The sequence below is a fragment of the Intrasporangium sp. Soil_C_50 genome (genome assembly GCF_057656595.1).
This window is the reverse complement of record NZ_JBDGKB010000001.1, coordinates 280849-298512: the sequence shown is the minus strand read 5'-3', so window position 1 is coordinate 298512 and position 17664 is coordinate 280849. Positions and strand designations below refer to the sequence as shown.

At 73.3% G+C, this 17664-nt stretch carries 18 protein-coding genes; 11 read left to right on the top strand and 7 right to left on the bottom strand.

The window, feature by feature from the left end:
• Positions 1-131 precede the first annotated feature (131 nt).
• The 4 genes from AC3A5R_RS01450 to AC3A5R_RS01435 form a co-directional block, all read right to left on the bottom strand.
• The gene (locus tag AC3A5R_RS01450; protein WP_487619008.1) at positions 132-1166 is read right to left on the bottom strand and encodes a cytochrome c oxidase assembly protein; all 1035 of its coding nucleotides are present in this window, start codon (positions 1164-1166) and stop codon (positions 132-134) included.
• 28 nt (positions 1167-1194) lie between these two features.
• Positions 1195-2493, bottom strand: a complete 1299-nt coding sequence (locus AC3A5R_RS01445) for a YncE family protein (RefSeq protein WP_487619007.1) — start codon at positions 2491-2493, stop codon at positions 1195-1197.
• A complete protein-coding gene (locus tag AC3A5R_RS01440) occupies positions 2490-3416 on the bottom strand; it encodes a polysaccharide deacetylase family protein (protein WP_487619006.1) in 927 nt (308 codons plus the stop codon). Before AC3A5R_RS01440 ends, AC3A5R_RS01445 begins: the two co-directional genes overlap by 4 nt.
• A 65-nt stretch (positions 3417-3481) precedes the next feature.
• Entirely contained in the window at positions 3482-5140 is a 1659-nt protein-coding gene (locus AC3A5R_RS01435; RefSeq protein ID WP_487619005.1) for an FG-GAP-like repeat-containing protein, read from the bottom strand.
• A 245-nt stretch (positions 5141-5385) separates the two neighbouring features.
• Here AC3A5R_RS01435 and dapB point away from each other — a divergent pair, with 245 nt between their 5' ends.
• Positions 5386-6141 (top strand): 4-hydroxy-tetrahydrodipicolinate reductase, encoded by a 756-nt coding sequence (dapB, locus tag AC3A5R_RS01430; protein ID WP_487620099.1) that lies wholly within the window; start codon positions 5386-5388, stop codon positions 6139-6141.
• 282 nt (positions 6142-6423) lie between these two features.
• Here dapB and AC3A5R_RS01425 read toward each other — a convergent pair whose 3' ends face one another.
• From AC3A5R_RS01425 to AC3A5R_RS01415, 3 genes are read right to left on the bottom strand one after another with little or no spacing between them, the layout of a single operon-like run.
• Positions 6424-6738, bottom strand: a complete 315-nt coding sequence (locus AC3A5R_RS01425) for an AzlD domain-containing protein (RefSeq protein ID WP_487619004.1) — start codon at positions 6736-6738, stop codon at positions 6424-6426.
• Entirely contained in the window at positions 6735-7520 is a 786-nt protein-coding gene (locus tag AC3A5R_RS01420; protein ID WP_487619003.1) for an AzlC family ABC transporter permease, read from the bottom strand. Before AC3A5R_RS01420 ends, AC3A5R_RS01425 begins: the two co-directional genes overlap by 4 nt.
• Positions 7517-8137, bottom strand: coding sequence for an N-acetyltransferase family protein (locus tag AC3A5R_RS01415; RefSeq protein ID WP_487619002.1), 621 nt, complete (start codon positions 8135-8137; stop codon positions 7517-7519). Before AC3A5R_RS01415 ends, AC3A5R_RS01420 begins: the two co-directional genes overlap by 4 nt.
• Before the next feature lie 80 nt (positions 8138-8217).
• Here AC3A5R_RS01415 and paaA point away from each other — a divergent pair, with 80 nt between their 5' ends.
• From paaA to AC3A5R_RS01365, 10 genes are all read left to right on the top strand, one after another.
• Positions 8218-9270: a 1,2-phenylacetyl-CoA epoxidase subunit PaaA gene (paaA, locus tag AC3A5R_RS01410; RefSeq protein ID WP_487619001.1), complete on the top strand. Its 1053-nt coding sequence runs from the start codon at positions 8218-8220 to the stop codon at positions 9268-9270.
• Entirely contained in the window at positions 9267-9584 is a 318-nt protein-coding gene (paaB, locus tag AC3A5R_RS01405; RefSeq protein ID WP_487619000.1) for a 1,2-phenylacetyl-CoA epoxidase subunit PaaB, read from the top strand. Before paaA ends, paaB begins: the two co-directional genes overlap by 4 nt.
• Positions 9585-9622: 38 nt before the next feature.
• Positions 9623-10393: a 1,2-phenylacetyl-CoA epoxidase subunit PaaC gene (gene paaC, locus AC3A5R_RS01400; protein ID WP_487618999.1), complete on the top strand. Its 771-nt coding sequence runs from the start codon at positions 9623-9625 to the stop codon at positions 10391-10393.
• A 5-nt stretch (positions 10394-10398) separates the two neighbouring features.
• Positions 10399-10932, top strand: coding sequence for a 1,2-phenylacetyl-CoA epoxidase subunit PaaD (gene paaD / locus AC3A5R_RS01395; RefSeq protein WP_487618998.1), 534 nt, complete (start codon positions 10399-10401; stop codon positions 10930-10932).
• Positions 10933-12171, top strand: coding sequence for a 1,2-phenylacetyl-CoA epoxidase subunit PaaE (paaE, locus tag AC3A5R_RS01390; protein ID WP_487618997.1), 1239 nt, complete (start codon positions 10933-10935; stop codon positions 12169-12171).
• Positions 12172-12251: 80 nt separating this feature from the next.
• Positions 12252-13331: an NAD(P)-binding domain-containing protein gene (locus tag AC3A5R_RS01385; protein ID WP_487620098.1), complete on the top strand. Its 1080-nt coding sequence runs from the start codon at positions 12252-12254 to the stop codon at positions 13329-13331.
• Positions 13332-13484: 153 nt separating this feature from the next.
• Positions 13485-14300, top strand: a complete 816-nt coding sequence (locus AC3A5R_RS01380) for a thymidylate synthase (protein ID WP_487618996.1) — start codon at positions 13485-13487, stop codon at positions 14298-14300.
• A 32-nt stretch (positions 14301-14332) separates the two neighbouring features.
• Positions 14333-14812 carry a dihydrofolate reductase gene (locus AC3A5R_RS01375; RefSeq protein WP_487618995.1) on the top strand — a complete coding sequence of 160 codons (480 nt, stop codon included), beginning with the start codon at positions 14333-14335 and terminating at the stop codon, positions 14810-14812.
• A 208-nt stretch (positions 14813-15020) separates the two neighbouring features.
• Positions 15021-15908 carry a 4-hydroxy-tetrahydrodipicolinate synthase gene (gene dapA, locus AC3A5R_RS01370; protein WP_487618994.1) on the top strand — a complete coding sequence of 296 codons (888 nt, stop codon included), beginning with the start codon at positions 15021-15023 and terminating at the stop codon, positions 15906-15908.
• Between the two features lie 64 nt (positions 15909-15972).
• Positions 15973-17658 carry a ribonuclease J gene (locus AC3A5R_RS01365; RefSeq protein WP_487618993.1) on the top strand — a complete coding sequence of 562 codons (1686 nt, stop codon included), beginning with the start codon at positions 15973-15975 and terminating at the stop codon, positions 17656-17658.
• The last annotated feature ends 6 nt before the right edge of the window (positions 17659-17664 follow it).

Sequence of the window (17664 nt, the reverse complement as noted above, 5' to 3'; positions counted from 1 at the left end):
CCTCACCCCGTCCGCACGGATCACGAGCGGCCCGTCACCCCTTCCGGGGTGGCGGGCCGCTCGCGTCTGCCGGGAGCCAGCAGCGACAGGCAGGTGGGCACCGGTGTCGGGGACGCGGGTGCCGGCGTCCGTCAGGCGTCCGTGTCGGCGTCCGTGTCCGGCGCCGAGCGCCCGTAGCGACCGGCGAAGCGCGGGTCCTGCTCCCACCACAGGCCCGACGGTGCGGCCTCCGGCGTCGTGGCCGGCACGGCACCCGGCCCCTGACGGCCCTCGCCGGGGGCCGACGTGGCCTGCCCGGCGTGTGCGGCGGCAACCTCGGCCTCGGCGGCGTCCGCTTCGGCATCGGCTGCCCGGGCGTCGCGCTCGTCGCTACGCATCCACTCGATGAAGACCGCGGCGATGATCGGCAGTCCGACGGACTCGGCCACCGCGACGAGCGCCCCGCCGCCGAGCCGCTGGTCCTCGAGCGGGTCCAGGCCGCTGACACCGCTCGTGAACCCCGGGTAGCCCGGCGACAGGATCGTCGTGGCCGTCATGACGACGATGCCGGGAACGGCGTCGAGCAGGCCGTCGACGAAGGCGAGGAAGGTGCGTACCGGCGGCGTGGCCCACCGGGGCAGCAGGTCGTCGGTGAGCAGGGGCACGACGAAGAGCAGGCCGGTGAGCAGCAGCACGAGGTCGAGCCCCACACCGAACGCCCGGGAGGTGATCGACCGGGTGAAGACCGGCGTCACGAAGACGAGCAGGAGCGTCCCCGTCGCGAGGATCGTGCTCACCGCCGGGAAGGTGAGGGCCCGCGCGACGCGTCCGCGCAGCAGGCGCAGGAGCGCGTGGTCGCCGTCGGGGTGCAGGCCACGGATCAGACGTACCGGGTCACCGAGGGCGAGGCCGACCGGCGTCACCGCGGCCAGGACGCCGAGGCGCAGGGCCCCGATCCAGTAGACCTGGGCGCGGTACACCTCGAGGGGGCCGCAGCAGGCGTAGGCGAGCGTGCCCACCCCGACCACCGCGTAGAGGGTCGTGCGCCACGCCGACGGGCGCAGGCCGGCCCGGGCCGCCCGTCGCACGAGCACGGCGTAGGGCACGGCCGCGAGCACGACGAGCGCGGGACCCACGGGGTCGGCCGTCCAGGCCGTCAGCAGGTCGCTCGGCTCGAAGGTGCTCACCGGCGCCTCGGGGCGCCCGTCGCACGCCTCATCGCATGTTCCCGGTGTGCCCGAGCGAGAACCGTCCCGGCTGCGGCCACACGAGCAGGCCGTGCGGCCCGGCGCCGACGGGGATCCGGTGCAGCAGGCGTCCGGTCGTCGTGTCGATGACGTACACCTCGGCGCTGTAGCGCCCGCTCAGCCACAGCTGTCGCCCGTCGGCGCTGACACCGCCCATGTCGGGCGTCGCGTGGCCGGGGAGCTTCCACGTCGTCACCGGGCGGTTCGTGACGGCGTCGAAGACCGTGACCGAGCCGGCGTCCCGGTTGGAGACGAAGACCCTCGACGCGTCGCGCGAGGGGTAGATGCCGTGCGCGCCGAGCCCGGTGTGGACGAAGTGGTCGAGACGGAAGGTGCGCGCGTCGACGAACCACACGCCGTTGCGGAGCATGTCCGCGACCATGAACCACCGACCGTCCGGGGTGAGGCGCACGTCCTGCGGCATCGCGGTGGCACCCTTCTGCAGGCCGACCCGCGGCCCGGCCATGCTGCCGGGTCCCATCGCCGGGGTGGCTCCGGGCGTGCCGACGTGGTTGAGGTCGATGATTTTCTGCACCCGGGTCGCCGACGCGTCGACGACGAGGAGCCGGCCGCTGAACTCGCAGCTGGCGACGAAGGTGTGCAGGTCGGCGGTGAAGTCGGCGTGGTTGACCCCGGCGCAGGCCGGCACGGGCAGTGAGCGGACCAGCTTCATGGTGTGGGCGTCGCGCACGTCGATGGCGCGGGAGCGCGACGCCATGACGAGGGCGTAGCGGCCGTCGGGGGTGAAGTAGAGGTTGTACGGGTCGCGCACCGTGACGGGACGGCCGGCGGAGCCGGTGCGCGGGTCGATCGGCGTCAGGGCGTTGCCCTTGTCGGAGTTGACCCACAGGCGGGTCAGGTCCCAAGAGGGCACGACGTGCTCGGGGGAGGCCGGCACGCGGCGGGTCGACACGACGCGGTAGGTGCGCGGGTCGATGACCTGCAGCAGGCCGGCCACCTGGTCCGGGACGTAGACGAGCGGGCGCGCGGCGCGCGCCGTCGCCGTGAGGTCGCCGGCGCCGGTGCGCGCGTAGGGCGGGGTGAGTCCCATTCCCGTCGCCGCCGTGTCGCCCTGGTGGCCGGGGGACATGGCGGTCGTCGGGGCGGCCGTACCCGTGCCGCGTGCCGACGCCACCGCATCGGCCGGGGCCGTCGTGGCCGGGTCGGTGCCCGGCGAGGCCCACGGGCCCGAGCAGGCCGCCGTGAGCAGAACCAGCGCCGTCAGCACGGCCAGGCGCGACGGACCGCCGACGGCGCGGCGGCTCATGCGAGCAGCTCGGTCAGCGTGACCGCGCTCAGGCCGCGCGAGGCGAGGCCGGACAGCACGGAGGGGAGCGCCGCGGCCGTGCCCGGGTGGCCGAGGTGCAGCGACACGATGCTGCCGGGGCGGACCGCGGAGAGCGTCCGCGCCGTGACCGCAGCGGCCCCGGGGTCGGTGTAGTCGCGTGGGTCGACGGAGTAGGACACGCACCGGTGATACCCGGCCGCGCGGGCCGCCGCACGGATCGTGGCCGTCGACGTCGGGGTGCCGGAGGGGCGGAACAGCAGGGGCGAGGAGCCCGCGACCGCAGCGACCGCCTCGGCACCGCGGGCGACCTCGGTGCGGGCCGTGGCTGCGTCGAGCCGCGGCATGGTGCGGTGCGACCACGTGTGGTTGCCGAGGTCGTGGCCGGCGTCGACGACGGCGCGGCCGAGGTCGGGGTTGGCCGACAGCCAGGTGCCGACGGCGAAGACGGTGACGTGTGCGTCGTGGCGCGCGAGCAGCGCGAGGACGCGACGCGTCAGGCTCGGGTCACCGGCTCCGTGGAACGTCAGCGCGACCTGCGGTGCCGACGAGGGCCCGTGGACGACGTCGGGTCCGTCCGTCTGCAGCACGGCCGGCGTGACCAGTCCGGGCGGCGGGGTGGTCGCCGTGGAGGTGACGGCTGTCGACACGGAGTGGCTCGGGGTGGGGGAGCCCGGCGCATCGGTGGACGGGCGGTGCGTGGGCGACGTCGGGTCCCTGGTGGCGGGGGACGAGCAGGCCGCGGCACCGAGCGCGAGTGAGCCGGTGACGCCGGCGAGGAAGACGCGTCGGTCGACGCGGGGACCGCGCGCGGTGGCGGGTCGGTCGGCCGCGTCGGGGGCGTCCGGGGCGTCGGCCGCGTCGGGGGCGTCGGGGCTGGGGTCGCCCTCGGGGTCCGTGGTCACGCGCGGATGTTCGCGCCCGCCGCTGGGTTTTGGCTGACAGGTGCCTGGCCGGGGCGTCGACGCGCTCAGAAGATCGCGTTCGCGACGTTCCATCCGGTGCTCACCTGGCGCCGCGGGGACCAGCCGGCCGACGCCGTGCGCGGGTAGAGCCAGAGCACGCCGGCGCGGTCGCGGGCGAGGACGTCACCGACGCGGTCGCCGTTGACGTCACCCGGGGAGGCGAGGGCGGTCATGCCGTTCCAGCCGGTACCGACGACGACCGGGGCGGCGAAGCCCCCCGCCCCAGTGCCGGCCAGCAGCCACAGGCGTCCGGTCGAGGGCTCCCGCGCCATGACATCGGGGCGTCCGTCGCCGGTGACGTCCCCGACGGGGACGATCCGGTCGTAGCGGTTCCAGCCCGACGCGACCTGGATGCGTGGCTGCCACGTGGCATGCCCGGTGCCCGGGTAGACCCACACGGTGCCGTCGGAGGCCCGGCGGGCAAGCAGGTCGGGTCTCCCGTCACCGGTGAGGTCACCGGGGCCCAGGATCGCGTTCATGGCACCCCAGCCGGCCCCGAGGCGGATCCTGGCGCCGGCCCAACGGCCCCGACCGTCACCGGGATAGAGCCACAGGTAGCCGGTGGCCCGCTCGCGGGCCACGACGTCGAGGGTGCCGTTGCCGTCGAGGTCCCCGGCGGTGTCGAGCGCGTCGAACCCGCTCCAGCCCGTCCCGACCTGGCGGCCGAGCGCCAGGCTGCCGGTGCCCGTCCCCGAGTACAGCTTGAGCACGCCGGTCGTCCACCGGGCGAGGACGTCGGTGCGCCAGTCGCCGTCGAAGTCGCCCGTCGAGGCGGTCAGGGTCGAGGCCGCGACCGGCAGGGCGGTGAAGGTGTACGGCTCGCACGTGCGGTCGAAGTCGGTCGTCGTGTTCCACCACTGCGACACGTACACCCGCCCGCCCGAGAAGCTCGGCTGGGTGCACCGGTCGAGCGCCTCGTTCGGATAGTCGAGCGTGCCTGCCGTGGCCCACACGGGTACGCCGGGCAGCAGCCAGGAGCCCGTGATCGCCTGCCAGCCGGACGAGTTCGAGTAGAGGCCGTAGGCGTAGCCGCGGTCGCGCAGGCCACGCATCAGCCCCTCGACGACGTAGCGGTTCTCGATTCGCTGCGCCCACGTGCTCGACGGCCACGGCTGCGCCGGCCGCGGCTCGACGTCGATCCAGACGACCGGCGGCCGCCAGCCGATGCGCGACAGTGTCGCCGTGGCGTACGTCGCCTCGGCGTAGCCGACGTTGGACAGCCGACCGGCCCGGGTCGTCGAGGCCCACGGACCGAGCGAGCCGGACGTCGACAGCTGCGCCGACGTCGGGAAGCCGGCCATGGTGTAGGCGTGCGCGGGCTTGGCGTGGTCGCGGACCCACTGCACCTGGGAGGCCACGCAGGGGTTCTCGGTGAAGGGCAGCCCGTGGGTGAGGCCGACGACGACGAACTGGGTGGAGGTCGGCGGCATCGGCTGGCCCGCACCGCCCTGGGCGACGGTGCACTGCGGCCAGGAGATGTCGTGGCCGAAGAGCACGGCGGCCCCGGCGGCCGGCGCGGTGACCACCCCGAACGAGAGGGCGAGCGCCAGGGCCGCGACGACGGCGGCGAGGCGATGGCGGCCACGCGCGTCACCGGGGGTGCGGGCCCTGCGGGCGACGGCGGTCGGGGAGGTCCAGGCGGCAGGGTGGGCGCGGTTCGGCATGGCGATCACTTCCTCCTCCCAGTGTCCGCCGGGCTGCCGGGTGTCGCGACGCTTTGTGACCGACGGAGCGCGGTGGGAGAGCCCGCACACCGGAGCCCTGAAGGTCATCACCCACAGCACGAGCCAGGTGCTGACCCGCTGAGACCTCGGACCGCCCTGCGGCACGGCGCCACTACGCTCGAGGCGTGCAGACGACGAGCGAGCAGGCGACAGGGCACGAGGGCACGAGCGCGGCGGGGCGGGAGATCCGCGTCGCCGTCATCGGGGCGAGCGGCCGGATGGGGTCCGAGGCGGTCCGGGCGCTCGAGGCGGCCGACGGCATCCGGCTCGTGGGTGCCTACGGCAGCAGCGACGACCTCGGAGACCTCGGTGGTGCCGACGTCGCCGTCGAGCTGACGGTGCCGGCGGCATCACCCGGAAACGTCGCCCACTGCGTCGAGCGCGGTGTGCACGTCGTCGTCGGCACGACCGGTTGGGACGACGAGCGGCTCGAGGCGCTCCGTGGACAGCTGGCCGAGGCGCCCCCGTCGAGCACCGGCGCCGGCGTAGGAGTCCTCATCGCCCCGAACTTCGCGATCGGTGCCCTGCTCATGATGTCGTTCGCAGCCAAGGCCGCCCCGTTCTTCGAGTCGGTCGAGGTCATCGAGCTGCACCACCCCGCGAAGGTCGACGCTCCTTCGGGCACCGCGGGCCGGACCGCCTCGATGATCGCCGCTGCCCGCGCCGAGGCGAGCGTGGCACCCGGACCCGACGCCACCACGCACGATCCCGACGGGGCCCGCGGCGCCCGGGTGGACGGCATCCCCGTGCACTCGGTCCGGTTGCGTGGCCTCACGGCCCACCAGGAGGTCCTGCTCGGCAACGCCGGGGAGCAGCTGACGATCCGGCACGACTCCTTCGACCGCGCGTCGTTCATGCCCGGGGTCGTCGCGGCCGTGCGCTCCGTCGCCGACCACCCGGGTGTCACCGTCGGTCTCGAGCAGTACCTCGGCCTGGACTGACCACCCTCCGCGAGCCGGCGCCCTCCGTCCCGCCGCTCGGCCCCTGATCGAGGGCCCGCGATCGACGGCGGCGGATCCGGGTAGGGAGGGCGAGATCCGCGGCATCCAGCGCTGCGGCGCGTCGAAGGAGTCGAGATGTCCACCGGAGTGCCTCCCATCCCGCCGTCGGAGACCCAGCCCTCGACCGCGTGCACGTGCGACAACTGCCCCGAGGGCTGCACCTGCGACACGTGCGCGTGCGAGGACTGCACGTGCGACACCTGCCGACACGGACGCTGACGCTCAGCCCCAGCCGACGGCTCGTAGCAGGGCTGCCGTCGCCGCGCCGAGCACGACGACGACGATGAACGGCGCCCGGAACAGCAGCGCCACGACCGCGACGCCGACGGCAGCGAGCCGCGCGTCGAGCGTCAGGCCGCCACCTGGAACCGTGAAGGTCTGCGTCGCGATGAGTGCGGCGAGCAGGGCGATGGGCAGCGATGCCGTGATGCGCTTGACCCGGGGCTCCGCCAGCAGGCCGGCCGGCACGAGGTAGCCGGCGAGCTTGAGGCCGAACGCGATCGCCGCGGCCACGAGGATCGCCACCCACAGGGTCATCGCCGCCCCCCGTCGTCGGTGACGTGGCGGTCGGTGCCTTCGCCGACGCCGTCCGTCTCGTGCTCCGTCGGCCCGTCCGGCCCGCCGCCCTTGGGGGTGCGCCACGCGATGAGCGCTGCGAGCGCCGCGACGAGCACGGGCACGCCGGCGGGCAGCCCCGGCGACAGCACCACGGCGACGACCGCGGCCACGGCCGCGATCGCCACGGCGTCGCGGCTGCGCAGGCGCGGCCAGAGGAGGGCGGTGAACGCGGCGCAGGCGGCGGCGTCGAGGCCGTACCGGCGCGGGTCGCCGAGCGCGTTGCCGAGCAGGGCGCCGGCGAGCGTCGTGAGGTTCCACAGCGTGAAGACCGAGGCGCCGGTGAGCCAGAAGCCGAGCCGCGACGCGCGGACGTCCTCCTGCGACACGGCGACGGCCGTCGACTCGTCGATGGTCAGGTGGGCGGCCGCGACGCGGCGCGCCCCCCGCACCCCGAGCAGCTGGGTCAGCTCGAGGGCGTACAGGCCGTTGCGCACGCCGAGCAGCGATGACGCCGCGATGGCAGCCGGGGCGGCGTGCAGGCCGTTCGCGACGATGCCGACGAAGGCGAACTGCGACCCGCCCGTGAACATGAGCAGCGACAGGGCCATCGCCTGCCAGACGTCGAGCCCCGCGGCCACGGCGAGGGCCCCGAAGCTGATGCCGTACGCCCCGGTGGCGACGCCGACCGACAGCGCCTCCCGCACCACGACCCGACGCTCACCGGAGGGGAGCGCGCCGGGCGCGGTGGCGGCGTCGGTCACGAGGGCTCCGGCTGCACCGACGCGGACAGGCGCAGCTCGCTGACGCTGCGGCCGTCGGCGTCGACGACGCGCTCGCGGTGCGCGCCGTCCGGTCCCATGCCGGCAGCGGTGAGGAAGGCGCGGACGGCGTCGTCGGAGGAGAGCAGCCAGGCGGTCAGGTGGTCGCGACCGCGGGCCCGCGCGGTGTCGACGACGGCGTGGAGCAGCCGGGAGCCGTGTCCCTGCGTCCGCGCGTCGGGGTGCACCGCGAGCACGAGCAGCTCGGCGGTGGTGTCGCCGGCGTCCGGGTCGCCCGACGCGCCGACCGCGGCGAAGCCGACGACCTGCTCGCCGGCGCAGGCCACGAGGAGGACGCCGTCGCCGGCCGCCTCGCCCTCGAGGCTGTCACGCCAGGCGTTGGCGAAGGCCCGCGGCTCGAACTGCGCGAGCACGTCCGGGGCGAGCACGCTCGCGTACGCCTCCCGGAAGACGACCGCCTGCACGAGCCCGACGGCGGGGGCGTCGGAAGTGCGGGCAACGCGGACGCTGGCGTCGGCGACGGGGCCCCGGTCGTGTTCGTGGTCGTGCCCGTGGCCGTGGTCGTGCTGGTGCTGCTGCTCGTCGTGGGGGAGGTTCACCCCGGCATCCTCTCAGCCGCTCCTCGACGCCCGGAGGGGCCACTTTGTCGGCAGTGGCGTCCTTCTCGCATACTGGACACATGTATGGCAATGACGTCATCGACCCGAACGAGCCGCTCAACGCGGCCGAGACCGCCGAGTACGACTCGGCGCTCGCGGACGGCCAGCAGGCCGAGCATCGTCCGGGTGAGGGCGGGGGCTTCGAGGCCCTCATCGCCGCCGACCAGCGCATCGAGCCGCGCGACGACATGCCGGAGAAGTACCGCCAGACGCTGATCCGCCAGATCGCCCAGCACGCGCACTCCGAGATCATCGGCATGCAGCCCGAGGGCAACTGGATCACGCGCGCGCCGAGCCTGCGCCGCAAGGCGATCCTCATCGCCAAGGTCCAGGACGAGGCCGGCCACGGGCTCTACCTCTACAGCGCGGCCGAGACCCTCGGCATCGACCGGCAGGAGCTGCTCGAGCGGCTCCACGACGGCCGGCAGAAGTACTCCTCGATCTTCAACTACCCGACCCTGACGTGGGCCGACTGCGGGGCCATCGGCTGGCTCGTCGACGGCGCGGCGATCATGAACCAGGTGCCGCTGTGCCGCTGCTCGTACGGGCCGTACGCGCGCGCCATGATCCGCGTCTGCAAGGAAGAGTCCTTCCACCAGCGCCAGGGCTTCGAGATCCTCTGGAACCTCATGCGTGGCACCGAGGGGCAGCAGGCGATGGCACAGGACGCCGCGAACCGCTGGTGGTGGCCGGCCCTGGCGATGTTCGGCCCGCCCGACACCGGTGAGGCGGCCAAGGGCGGCCACACCGAGCAGTCGATGGCCTGGGGCATCAAGCGGTTCAGCAATGACGACCTGCGCCAGAAGTTCGTCGACATGATGGTGCCGCAGGCCGACAAGCTCGGCATCGTGCTGCCCGACCCCGAGCTTCGCTGGAACGAGGAGCGCGGCCACTACGACTTCGGCGAGATCGACTGGGACGAGTTCTGGCAGGTGCTGCGCGGCGACGGGCCGTGCAACGCCGAGCGCATCGAGCACCGCCGGCGCGCCCACGACGACGGCGCGTGGGTCCGTGAGGCGGCCAACGCGTACGCGGCCAAGCAGGCCAAGAGGACGAAGGAGAGTGCCGCGTGAGCGGAGGTCCGGACGCAGTCGCCCCCTCGAGCGAGCGGAGCTGGCCGCTGTGGGAGGTCTTCGTGCGCGGCAAGCGGGGGCTGTCGCACGTGCACGTCGGGTCGCTGCACGCGCCTGACGCCGCGCTCGCGCTCCGCAACGCGCGCGACGTGTACACGCGCCGCCAGGAGGGCGTCTCGCTCTGGGTCGTGCGTGCCGACGACATCACGGCGAGCAGCCCCGACGAGAAGGACTCGTTCTTCGACCCGGCCGCCGACAAGATCTACCGGCACCCGACGTTCTACGACGTGCCCGAGGACGTCGAGTACCTGTGACCGGCGTGAACCAGCCCCACCAGCCGCAGGCTGTCCCGATGACCGCGACCGCTGCGTCCGTCCCGACCGCCGACTACCTCGTGGGCCTCGCCGACGACGCCCTCGTCTACGCCCAGCGCCTCGCCGAGTGGATGACGAACGCGCCGCAGATCGAGGAGGACATGGCCCTCGGCAACATCTCGCTCGACCTACTCGGCCAGGCCCGCGCGCTCTACCCGTACGCCGGCTCGCTCGACGGCACCGGCCGCCTCGAGGACGACTTCGCGATGGTCCGCGACGAGCGGCAGTGGCGCAACGTGCACCTCGTCGAGCAGGAGCGCGGCGACTTCGCCGACGAGATGGCCCGGCTCCTGTGGTTCTCCGCCTACCAGGTCGAGCTCCACACGCGTCTTGCCGAGTCGTCCGACGACGTCGTCGGCGGTGTCGCCGCCAAGGCGATCAAGGAGGTCCGCTACCACCTCGACCACGCCACGCTCTGGGTCTGCCGCCTCGGCGACGGCACCGACGAGTCGCACCGTCGCATGCAGGCCGCGCTCGAGCGCGTCGCCCCTTACGTCGCAGAGCTGTTCGCCGATGACGACGCGTCGGTGCTTGCCGCGTCCAGTGGTCTCGGCGTGCTCCCGTCGGCGCTCGAGGAGCCCGTCACCCGACGCGTCCACGACGTGATCGCCGAGGCGACGCTGACGGTGCCCGACGCCCCGTCGTGGCGTTCGCGCGGCGGACGCGAGGGCGTCCACTCCCGCCCGATGGGCTACCTGCTCGCCGAGCTCCAGCACATCGCCCGGTCGCACCCCGGGGCAACCTGGTGACGGCCATGGCCACCGGACAACCCGCGCGCTCAGAGGTCGAGTTCTCGGACTCGGCTGTCGCGCAGGCGATCTCGCGCATCCCCGACCCGGAGGTCCCGGTCATCAGCATCGCCGACCTCGGCATCCTGCGTGCCGTCGAGGTAGACGACGAGTCGCGGACGCTCGTCGCCACCGTGACACCCACCTACAGCGGGTGCCCGGCCATGGAGGCCATCGCCGACCGCATCGTCTTCGCCGCCCGCGAGCACGGCTACGACGCGACGGTCCGCACCCTGTTGTCCCCGCCGTGGACCACCGACTGGATGACCGACGAGGGTCGCGCGGCCCTGCACCGGTTCGGCATCGCCCCGCCCGGCCCCGTGTCGGCGGCCGACGCGTCGGGCCCGGTGCTCGTGCGCCTCGCCCGCCACGTCGTGGCCTGCCCGCGCTGCGGCTCCGACGACACCACCGAGATCGCCCACTTCGGCTCGACCGCGTGCAAGGCCCTGCGCCGCTGCAACGTGTGCCTCGAGCCCTTCGACGAGTTCAAGGCCCTCTGAATGACCGACCTCACCACCGACGCGACGAACGACGCCCCGGGCGGGCCGGGCGAGCCCGCGCACGACCCCACCGTCGACCCCGCAGCGTCGACGGCCGCGGCCACCGACGCCGCCGCGGCACCCGCGTCCGACAACGGCGACGCGCCGGCCCGCCACCGGGCGCGCTTCCACGCGCTGCGCATCGCCTCGGTCGAGCGGCTCACCGACGACGCCGTCGCGGTGGCCTTCGAGGTCCCCGACGAGCTCGCCGACGAGTTCGCCTTCCAGCCGGGCCAGCACCTGACCGTCCGCGCCACGATCAACGGCGAGGACGTGCGCCAGTCGTACTCGATCTGCCAGTCGCGGGGAGCCGCCGGCATGGAGCACCTGCGCCGGGTCGCCGTCGCTCGCGTGCCGGACGGGCGGATGTCGACGTGGATGAACGACGTCGTCGCCGCCGGTGACGTCGTCGAGGTCATGACGCCGCTCGGGTCGTTCACCTGCCCGACGCGCCCCGACCTCGCGCGCCACCACGTGGCCATCGCGGCCGGCTCGGGCATCACGCCGGTGCTGTCGCTGCTCGCGACGGCGCTGGAGGAGGAGCCGCTCTCGCGCGCGACGCTGCTGTTCGGCAACCGGCGCACCAGCTCGGTCATGTTCCTCGAGGAGCTCGAGGACCTCAAGAACCGGTTCCCCGGGCGCTTCCACCTCGTCAACGTCCTGTCGCGCGAGGCCCAGGACGTCGAGCTCTTCCACGGCCGCCTCGACGCCGAGCGCCTCACGGCGATCTTCGACCGGCTCCTGCCCGTCGGGTCGGTCGACGAGTGGTACCTCTGCGGACCGTTCGGCATGGTCACCGGGGCCGAGGCGCTGCTGCGCGAGCGCGGCGTCGACCTGCACCACGTGCACCACGAGATCTTCCACGTCGACGACGGCACCGAGCCGAAGCGCAAGGTCGTCGTCGACGAGGGTGCGCCGCCGGAGGCCACGGTCACCGTCAACCTCGACGGCCGTACGACGGTCATACCGATGCCGAGCAAGGACGAGACGATCCTCGACGCGACGCTGCGGGCGCGTCCGGACGCGCCGTACTCGTGCACCGGAGGCGTCTGCGGCACGTGCCGGGCCCGCCTCGTGTCGGGCGAGGTGCGGATGGACCGCAACTACGCCCTCGAGCCGGAGGAGGTCGAGGCCGGCATCGTCCTCGCCTGCCAGAGCCACCCGGTCACCGACGAGGTCTCGCTCGACTACGACGCCTGACGCGTCTCGCCGGGTCGGCGCGGCACGGCCGCGGGCTTCGGCGTCGGGAAGAGCCCGCGGTGGTTGCGCGTTCAACCGACGTGGAACGCGTGGAGGTCGTCGTCATCGGTGCCGGTCAGGCCGGCCTGTCGGCGGCCCACCACCTGACGCGCCTCGGCGTCGACCCCTTCGTCGTCCTTGACGCCGACGACGCGCCCGGGGGCGCCTGGCAGCACCGCTGGGACAGCCTGACGATGCGCGACGTCCACGGCGTCGCCGACCTTCCCGGGCTCGCCTTCGACGGCGCCGACCCGGACAGCCGCGCCAACGCGGCCGTGCCCGCGTACTTCGCCACCTACGAGCGGCACTTCGACCTGCCCGTCGTGCGGCCCGTCCGCGTGAGGCGCGTCGAGGCCGTCGACGACGACCCCGACGGCCCGATCCGCGTCGACACCACGGCCGGCACCTGGCTGACGCGCGCGGTCGTCAACGCGACCGGCACCTGGCGCTCGCCGTTCCTGCCGGTGTACCCGGGCGCCCGGACCTTCCGTGGCCGACAGCTGCACACCGTCGACTACACCGGGCCGGACGACCTCGCCGGTCAACGGGTCGTCGTCGTGGGCGGCGGCGCGTCGGCCGTGCAGATCCTCGGCGAGATCGCCCCGGTCGCGCACACGATGTGGGTCACGCGCCGCGAACCGGTCTGGCGCACAGGCCCGTTCACCCAGGACGCCGGCCGCCAGGCCGTCGCGCTCGTCGAGGAGCGGGTCGCGCACGGACTGGCGCCGCAGAGCGTCGTCGGCGTCACCGGCCTGGCGCTGCGCCCCCAGGAGGCGCGCGCCGCAGAGCTCGGCGCCTACCGGCGTCGGCCGATGTTCGAGCGCATCGAGCCCGACGGCGTGCGCTGGTCCGACGGCACGTTCGAGCCTGCGGACGTCATCCTCTGGGCCACCGGCTTCCGGCCGACCGTCGGGCACCTCGCCCCGCTGCACCTGCGCACCGAGCACGGCGGCATCCGGCTTCGGGCGCCGTACGACCGCCACACCTTCACCACCTCGACCGCCGACCCGCGCATCCACTTCGTCGGCTACGGGCCCTCCGCGTCGACGATCGGCGCCAACCGCGCCGGTCGCGCCGCCGCCCGCGCCGTCGTGGACCAGCTGGCTGCCGCGGCCGCCTGACCCGCGCCGGCCGGCCCGCCCGTCGCCCCCTCCGATCGAGAGAGCAGGGCGTCACGCGACGGAGTGCTCTTTCGATCAGAGGTGGGACCGCTCAGGGTGTGCCGCGCGCGGCGCGAGGCGGTGGCATCGGCGCGGGGGGTTACGCTGCGGAGCGTGCGGCAGTACCTCGACCTCCTCGACCACGTCCTGACCCACGGGCAGGAGAAGTCCGACCGGACCGGCACCGGCACGCTCAGCACCTTCGGGTACCAGATGCGCTTCGACCTCGCCGATGGCTTCCCGGCCATGACGACCAAGAAGCTGCACCTGCGCTCGATCATCGGCGAGCTGCTGTGGTTCCTTCGCGGCGACACCAACGTGCGCTGGCTCCAGGAGCGCGGCATCAGCATCTGGGACGAGTGGGCCGACCCCGCCACGGGCGACCTCGGCCCGATCTACGGCTACCAGTGGCGGTCCTGGCCGACACCGGACGGCCGACGTGTCGACCAGATCGCCAAGGTCATCGAGCAGATCCGCACCAACCCCGACAGCCGCCGCCTCATCGTGTCGGCGTGGAACGTGGCCGACGTCGACGACATGGCCCTGCCGCCGTGCCACACGATGTTCCAGTTCTACGTCTCGCCGCCCGGCCCCGACGGCAAGCGGCGCCTGTCATGCCAGCTCTACCAGCGCAGCGCCGACATCTTTCTCGGCGTCCCCTTCAACATCGCCAGCTACGCGCTGCTGACCCAGATGGTCGCCCAGCTCACCGGCCTCGAGCCCGGCGAGTTCGTGCACACCCTGGGCGATGCCCACCTCTACCTCAACCACCTCGAGCAGGCCCGGCTGCAGCTGTCCCGTACCCCGCACGCGCTGCCGACGATGCGCATCACCCCGGGCAAGACCTCCATCGACCAGTTCGACCTCGACGACTTCGAGCTGGTCGACTACGTCGCCGAGCCCGGCATCAAGGCGCCCATCGCCGTCTGAGCACGATGGCGCCGGTCTGGCAGGCTGAGGCCATGACGAACGTGACGATGATCGTCGCCGTCGGTCGCAACGGCGTCATCGGCGACGGCCGCACGATGCCGTGGCACCTGAGCGAGGACCTCAAGTACTTCAAGCGCACGACGATGGGCCACCCGATGGTCATGGGCCGGCGCACCTTCGACTCGATGGGGGTGCTGCCCGGGCGGCGCAGCATCGTCGTGACGCGCCAGGAGGACTGGAGCCATCCCGGCGTCGAGACGGCGCACTCGCTCGACGAGGCGCTCGCCCTCGCCGGGCCGGGCGACGAGGTGTTCGTCGTCGGCGGGGGAGAGGTCTACCGCCTGGCGATGCCGTTCGCGTCGCGGCTGCTCGTCACCGAGGTCGACCAGTCGCCCGAGGGGTCGGTCACCTTCCCCGACATCGACACCGCCGACTGGGCCGAGACCGCCCGCGACCCGCACCACGGGTTCGCGTGGGTCACCTATGAGCGCACCCGCGTCACGCGTCGGTGACCGCGCGCGTCCGGGCTGTAACGTCGGGGGCGCCGCCGCGATGTACCCCGTGCGAGGCACTACTCGGACCCCCGAGCGAGTAGTGCCTCGCGTCGTGCCCGGGTGATGTCGTGACCCGGGCGCGGCGGAGCCGGCCGGCCGCGATCGACGCGAAGCCCGGCGTGGGCGTCCTCGATGGCCCGCAGGCGTGGGCGCTAACCTTGGGCCCATGGCTGCCGCACCCGCGCTCGGACGTGTTCTCTCCGCGATGGTCACGCCCATGCGGGCCGACGGCTCCATCGACCTCGACGCCGCGCAGCGCCTCGCCGCCCACCTCGTCGACGCCGGTCACGACGGCCTCGTCGTGTCGGGAACGACGGGCGAGTCGCCGACGACGTCGGCCACCGAGAAGGACGAGCTCCTGCGGGCCGTCGTCGAGGCGGTGGGCGAGCGCGCCGTCGTCATCGCCGGAGCCGGCAGCAACGACACCGCCAAGAGCATCGAGTCGGTGCAGGCCGCGGCCAAGGCCGGCGCCGACGCCGTCCTGGCCGTCACGCCGTACTACAACAAGCCGCCGCAGGCCGGCCTCGTCGCCCACTTCACGGCGCTGGCCGACGCGAGCGACCTGCCCGTCATGGTCTACGACATCCCCGGCCGCTCGGTCGTCCCCATCGCCCGCGACACCTACCTGCGCATCGCCGAGCACGAGCGCATCGTCGCGGTCAAGGACGCCCGGGCCGACCTCTGGCTCGCCGGCGACCTCATCGAGCGCACCGGCCTGGCCTGGTACTCCGGCGACGACGCGATGAACCTCTTCCACTTCGTCAACGGCGCCGTCGGCTTCGTCGGCGTCACCTCGCAGGTCGCCCCCGCCGCCTACCGCGAGATGGCCGACGCGGTCGTCGACGCACGCTGGGACGACGCGCGCGCCGTCCACCGGCGCCTGGCCCCGATCGTCGACGCGGTCATGAACGTCACGCAGGGCGCCATCATGGCCAAGGCCGCCCTCGCCCTCCAGGGCGTCATCGAGACGCCCACCGTCCGGCTCCCGCTCGTCGCCGCCGACGACGACCAGACCGCGCTGCTGCGCGACGCGCTCGCGACGGTCGCCGGATGACCACGACCTGAACCACCTGCCGGCGCCGCGCGCCGTGCAGCACCCCCGACACGACAGGACACCTGTGAGCCACCCTCACCCCGAGCTGACCGCACCACCCGCCCTCCCCGACAACGGCCTGAGGGTCGTCGCGCTCGGCGGGCTCGGCGAGGTCGGTCGCAACATGGCCGTCGTCGAGACGAAGGGTCGCCTGCTCGTCATCGACTGCGGCGTCCTCTTCCCCGAGGACCACCACCCCGGCGTCGACCTCATCCTCCCGGACTTCACCTACATCGAGGACCGTCTCGACGACATCGAGGCCATCGTCCTGACGCACGGCCACGAGGACCACATCGGCGCCGTGCCGTACCTGCTGCGCCTCAAGGGCGACATCCCGCTCATCGGCTCCACGCTGACCCTCGCGCTCGTCGAGGCCAAGCTCAAGGAGCACCGCATCAAGCCGTTCACCATGGCGGTCAAGGAGGGCCAGCGCGAGAGGCTCGGCGTCTTCGACCTCGAGTTCGTCGCGGTCAACCACTCGATCCCCGACGCGCTCGCCGTGTTCGTGCGCACCGAGGCCGGCTCGCTGCTGCACACCGGCGACTTCAAGATGGACCAGCTGCCGCTGGACGGCCGCCTCACCGACCTGCGCGCCTTCGCGCGGCTGGGGGAGGAGGGCGTCGACCTGTTCCTCACCGACTCGACGAACGCCGACGTCCCCGGCTTCACCACGCCCGAGCTGGAGATCGCCCCGGCCATCGACAAGGTGTTCCGGCACGCCGAGCGGCGGATCATCGTGGCCTGCTTCAGCAGCCACGTGCACCGTGTCCAGCAGGTGCTCGACGCGGCGGCCAAGGCCGGGCGCAAGGTGGCGATGGTCGGCCGCTCGATGGTGCGCAACATGGGCATCGCCGCCGACCTCGGCTACCTCCACGTGCCCGAGGGCATCCTCGTCGACATCAAGCGCGTCAACGACATGCCCGACGAGGAGGTCGTGCTCATCTGCACCGGCTCCCAGGGCGAGCCGATGGCGGCGTTGTCCCGGATGGCCAACCGCGAGCACCGCATCGACGTCGGCCCCGGCGACACCGTGCTCCTCGCGAGCAGCCTCATCCCCGGCAACGAGAACGCCGTCTACCGCGTCATCAACGGCCTGATGCGACTCGGCGCGAACGTCGTGCACAAGGGCAACGCCAAGGTGCACGTCTCCGGCCACGCGAGCGCCGGCGAGCTGCTCTACTGCTACAACATCGTCAAGCCGCGCAACGTCATGCCGGTTCACGGCGAGTGGCGCCACATGTGGGCCAACGCGCGCCTCGCGATGCAGACCGGCGTCCCCGAGGACCACGTCGTTCTGGCCGAGGACGGCGTCGTCGTCGACCTCGTCGACGGCTTGGCGTCGGTCGTCGGCGTCGTCGACTGTGGCTACGTGTACGTCGACGGAAGCAGCGTCGGCGGGGCCGACGAGGCGCTGCTCAAGGACCGCCGCATCCTGCGCGACGAGGGCTTCATCTCGTGCATCGTCGTCATCGACTCGGCCACCGGCAAGATCGCGAGCGGCCCGCAGATCACGGCGCGCGGGTTCGTCGAGGACGACGAGATCTTCCAGCAGGTGATTCCGAAGGTCGAGCGGGCCATCGAGGAGGCCGTGGCCAACGGGGTCCGCGACGACCAGCAGCTGCAGCAGATCGTGCGGCGGGCGGTCGGGTCGTGGGTCGGTGGCAAGATCCGCCGTCGGCCGATGATCATCCCCGTCGTCCTGCAGGCCTGAGCCGCC

Excerpts from the sequence above, each read along its gene's own strand:
- AC3A5R_RS01445 (WP_487619007.1), bottom strand. The coding sequence starts at position 2,493 with ATGAGCCGCCGCGCCGTCGGCGGTCCGTCGCGCCTGGCCGTGCTGACG.
- AC3A5R_RS01435 (WP_487619005.1), bottom strand. The coding sequence starts at position 5,140 with ATGCCGAACCGCGCCCACCCTGCCGCCTGGACCTCCCCGACCGCCGTC.
- AC3A5R_RS01425 (WP_487619004.1), bottom strand. The coding sequence starts at position 6,738 with ATGACCCTGTGGGTGGCGATCCTCGTGGCCGCGGCGATCGCGTTCGGC.
- paaA (WP_487619001.1), top strand. The coding sequence starts at position 8,218 with ATGTATGGCAATGACGTCATCGACCCGAACGAGCCGCTCAACGCGGCC.
- paaC (WP_487618999.1), top strand. The coding sequence starts at position 9,623 with ATGACCGCGACCGCTGCGTCCGTCCCGACCGCCGACTACCTCGTGGGC.
- paaD (WP_487618998.1), top strand. The coding sequence starts at position 10,399 with ATGGCCACCGGACAACCCGCGCGCTCAGAGGTCGAGTTCTCGGACTCG.
- paaE (WP_487618997.1), top strand. The coding sequence starts at position 10,933 with ATGACCGACCTCACCACCGACGCGACGAACGACGCCCCGGGCGGGCCG.
- AC3A5R_RS01375 (WP_487618995.1), top strand. The coding sequence starts at position 14,333 with ATGACGAACGTGACGATGATCGTCGCCGTCGGTCGCAACGGCGTCATC.
- dapA (WP_487618994.1), top strand. The coding sequence starts at position 15,021 with ATGGCTGCCGCACCCGCGCTCGGACGTGTTCTCTCCGCGATGGTCACG.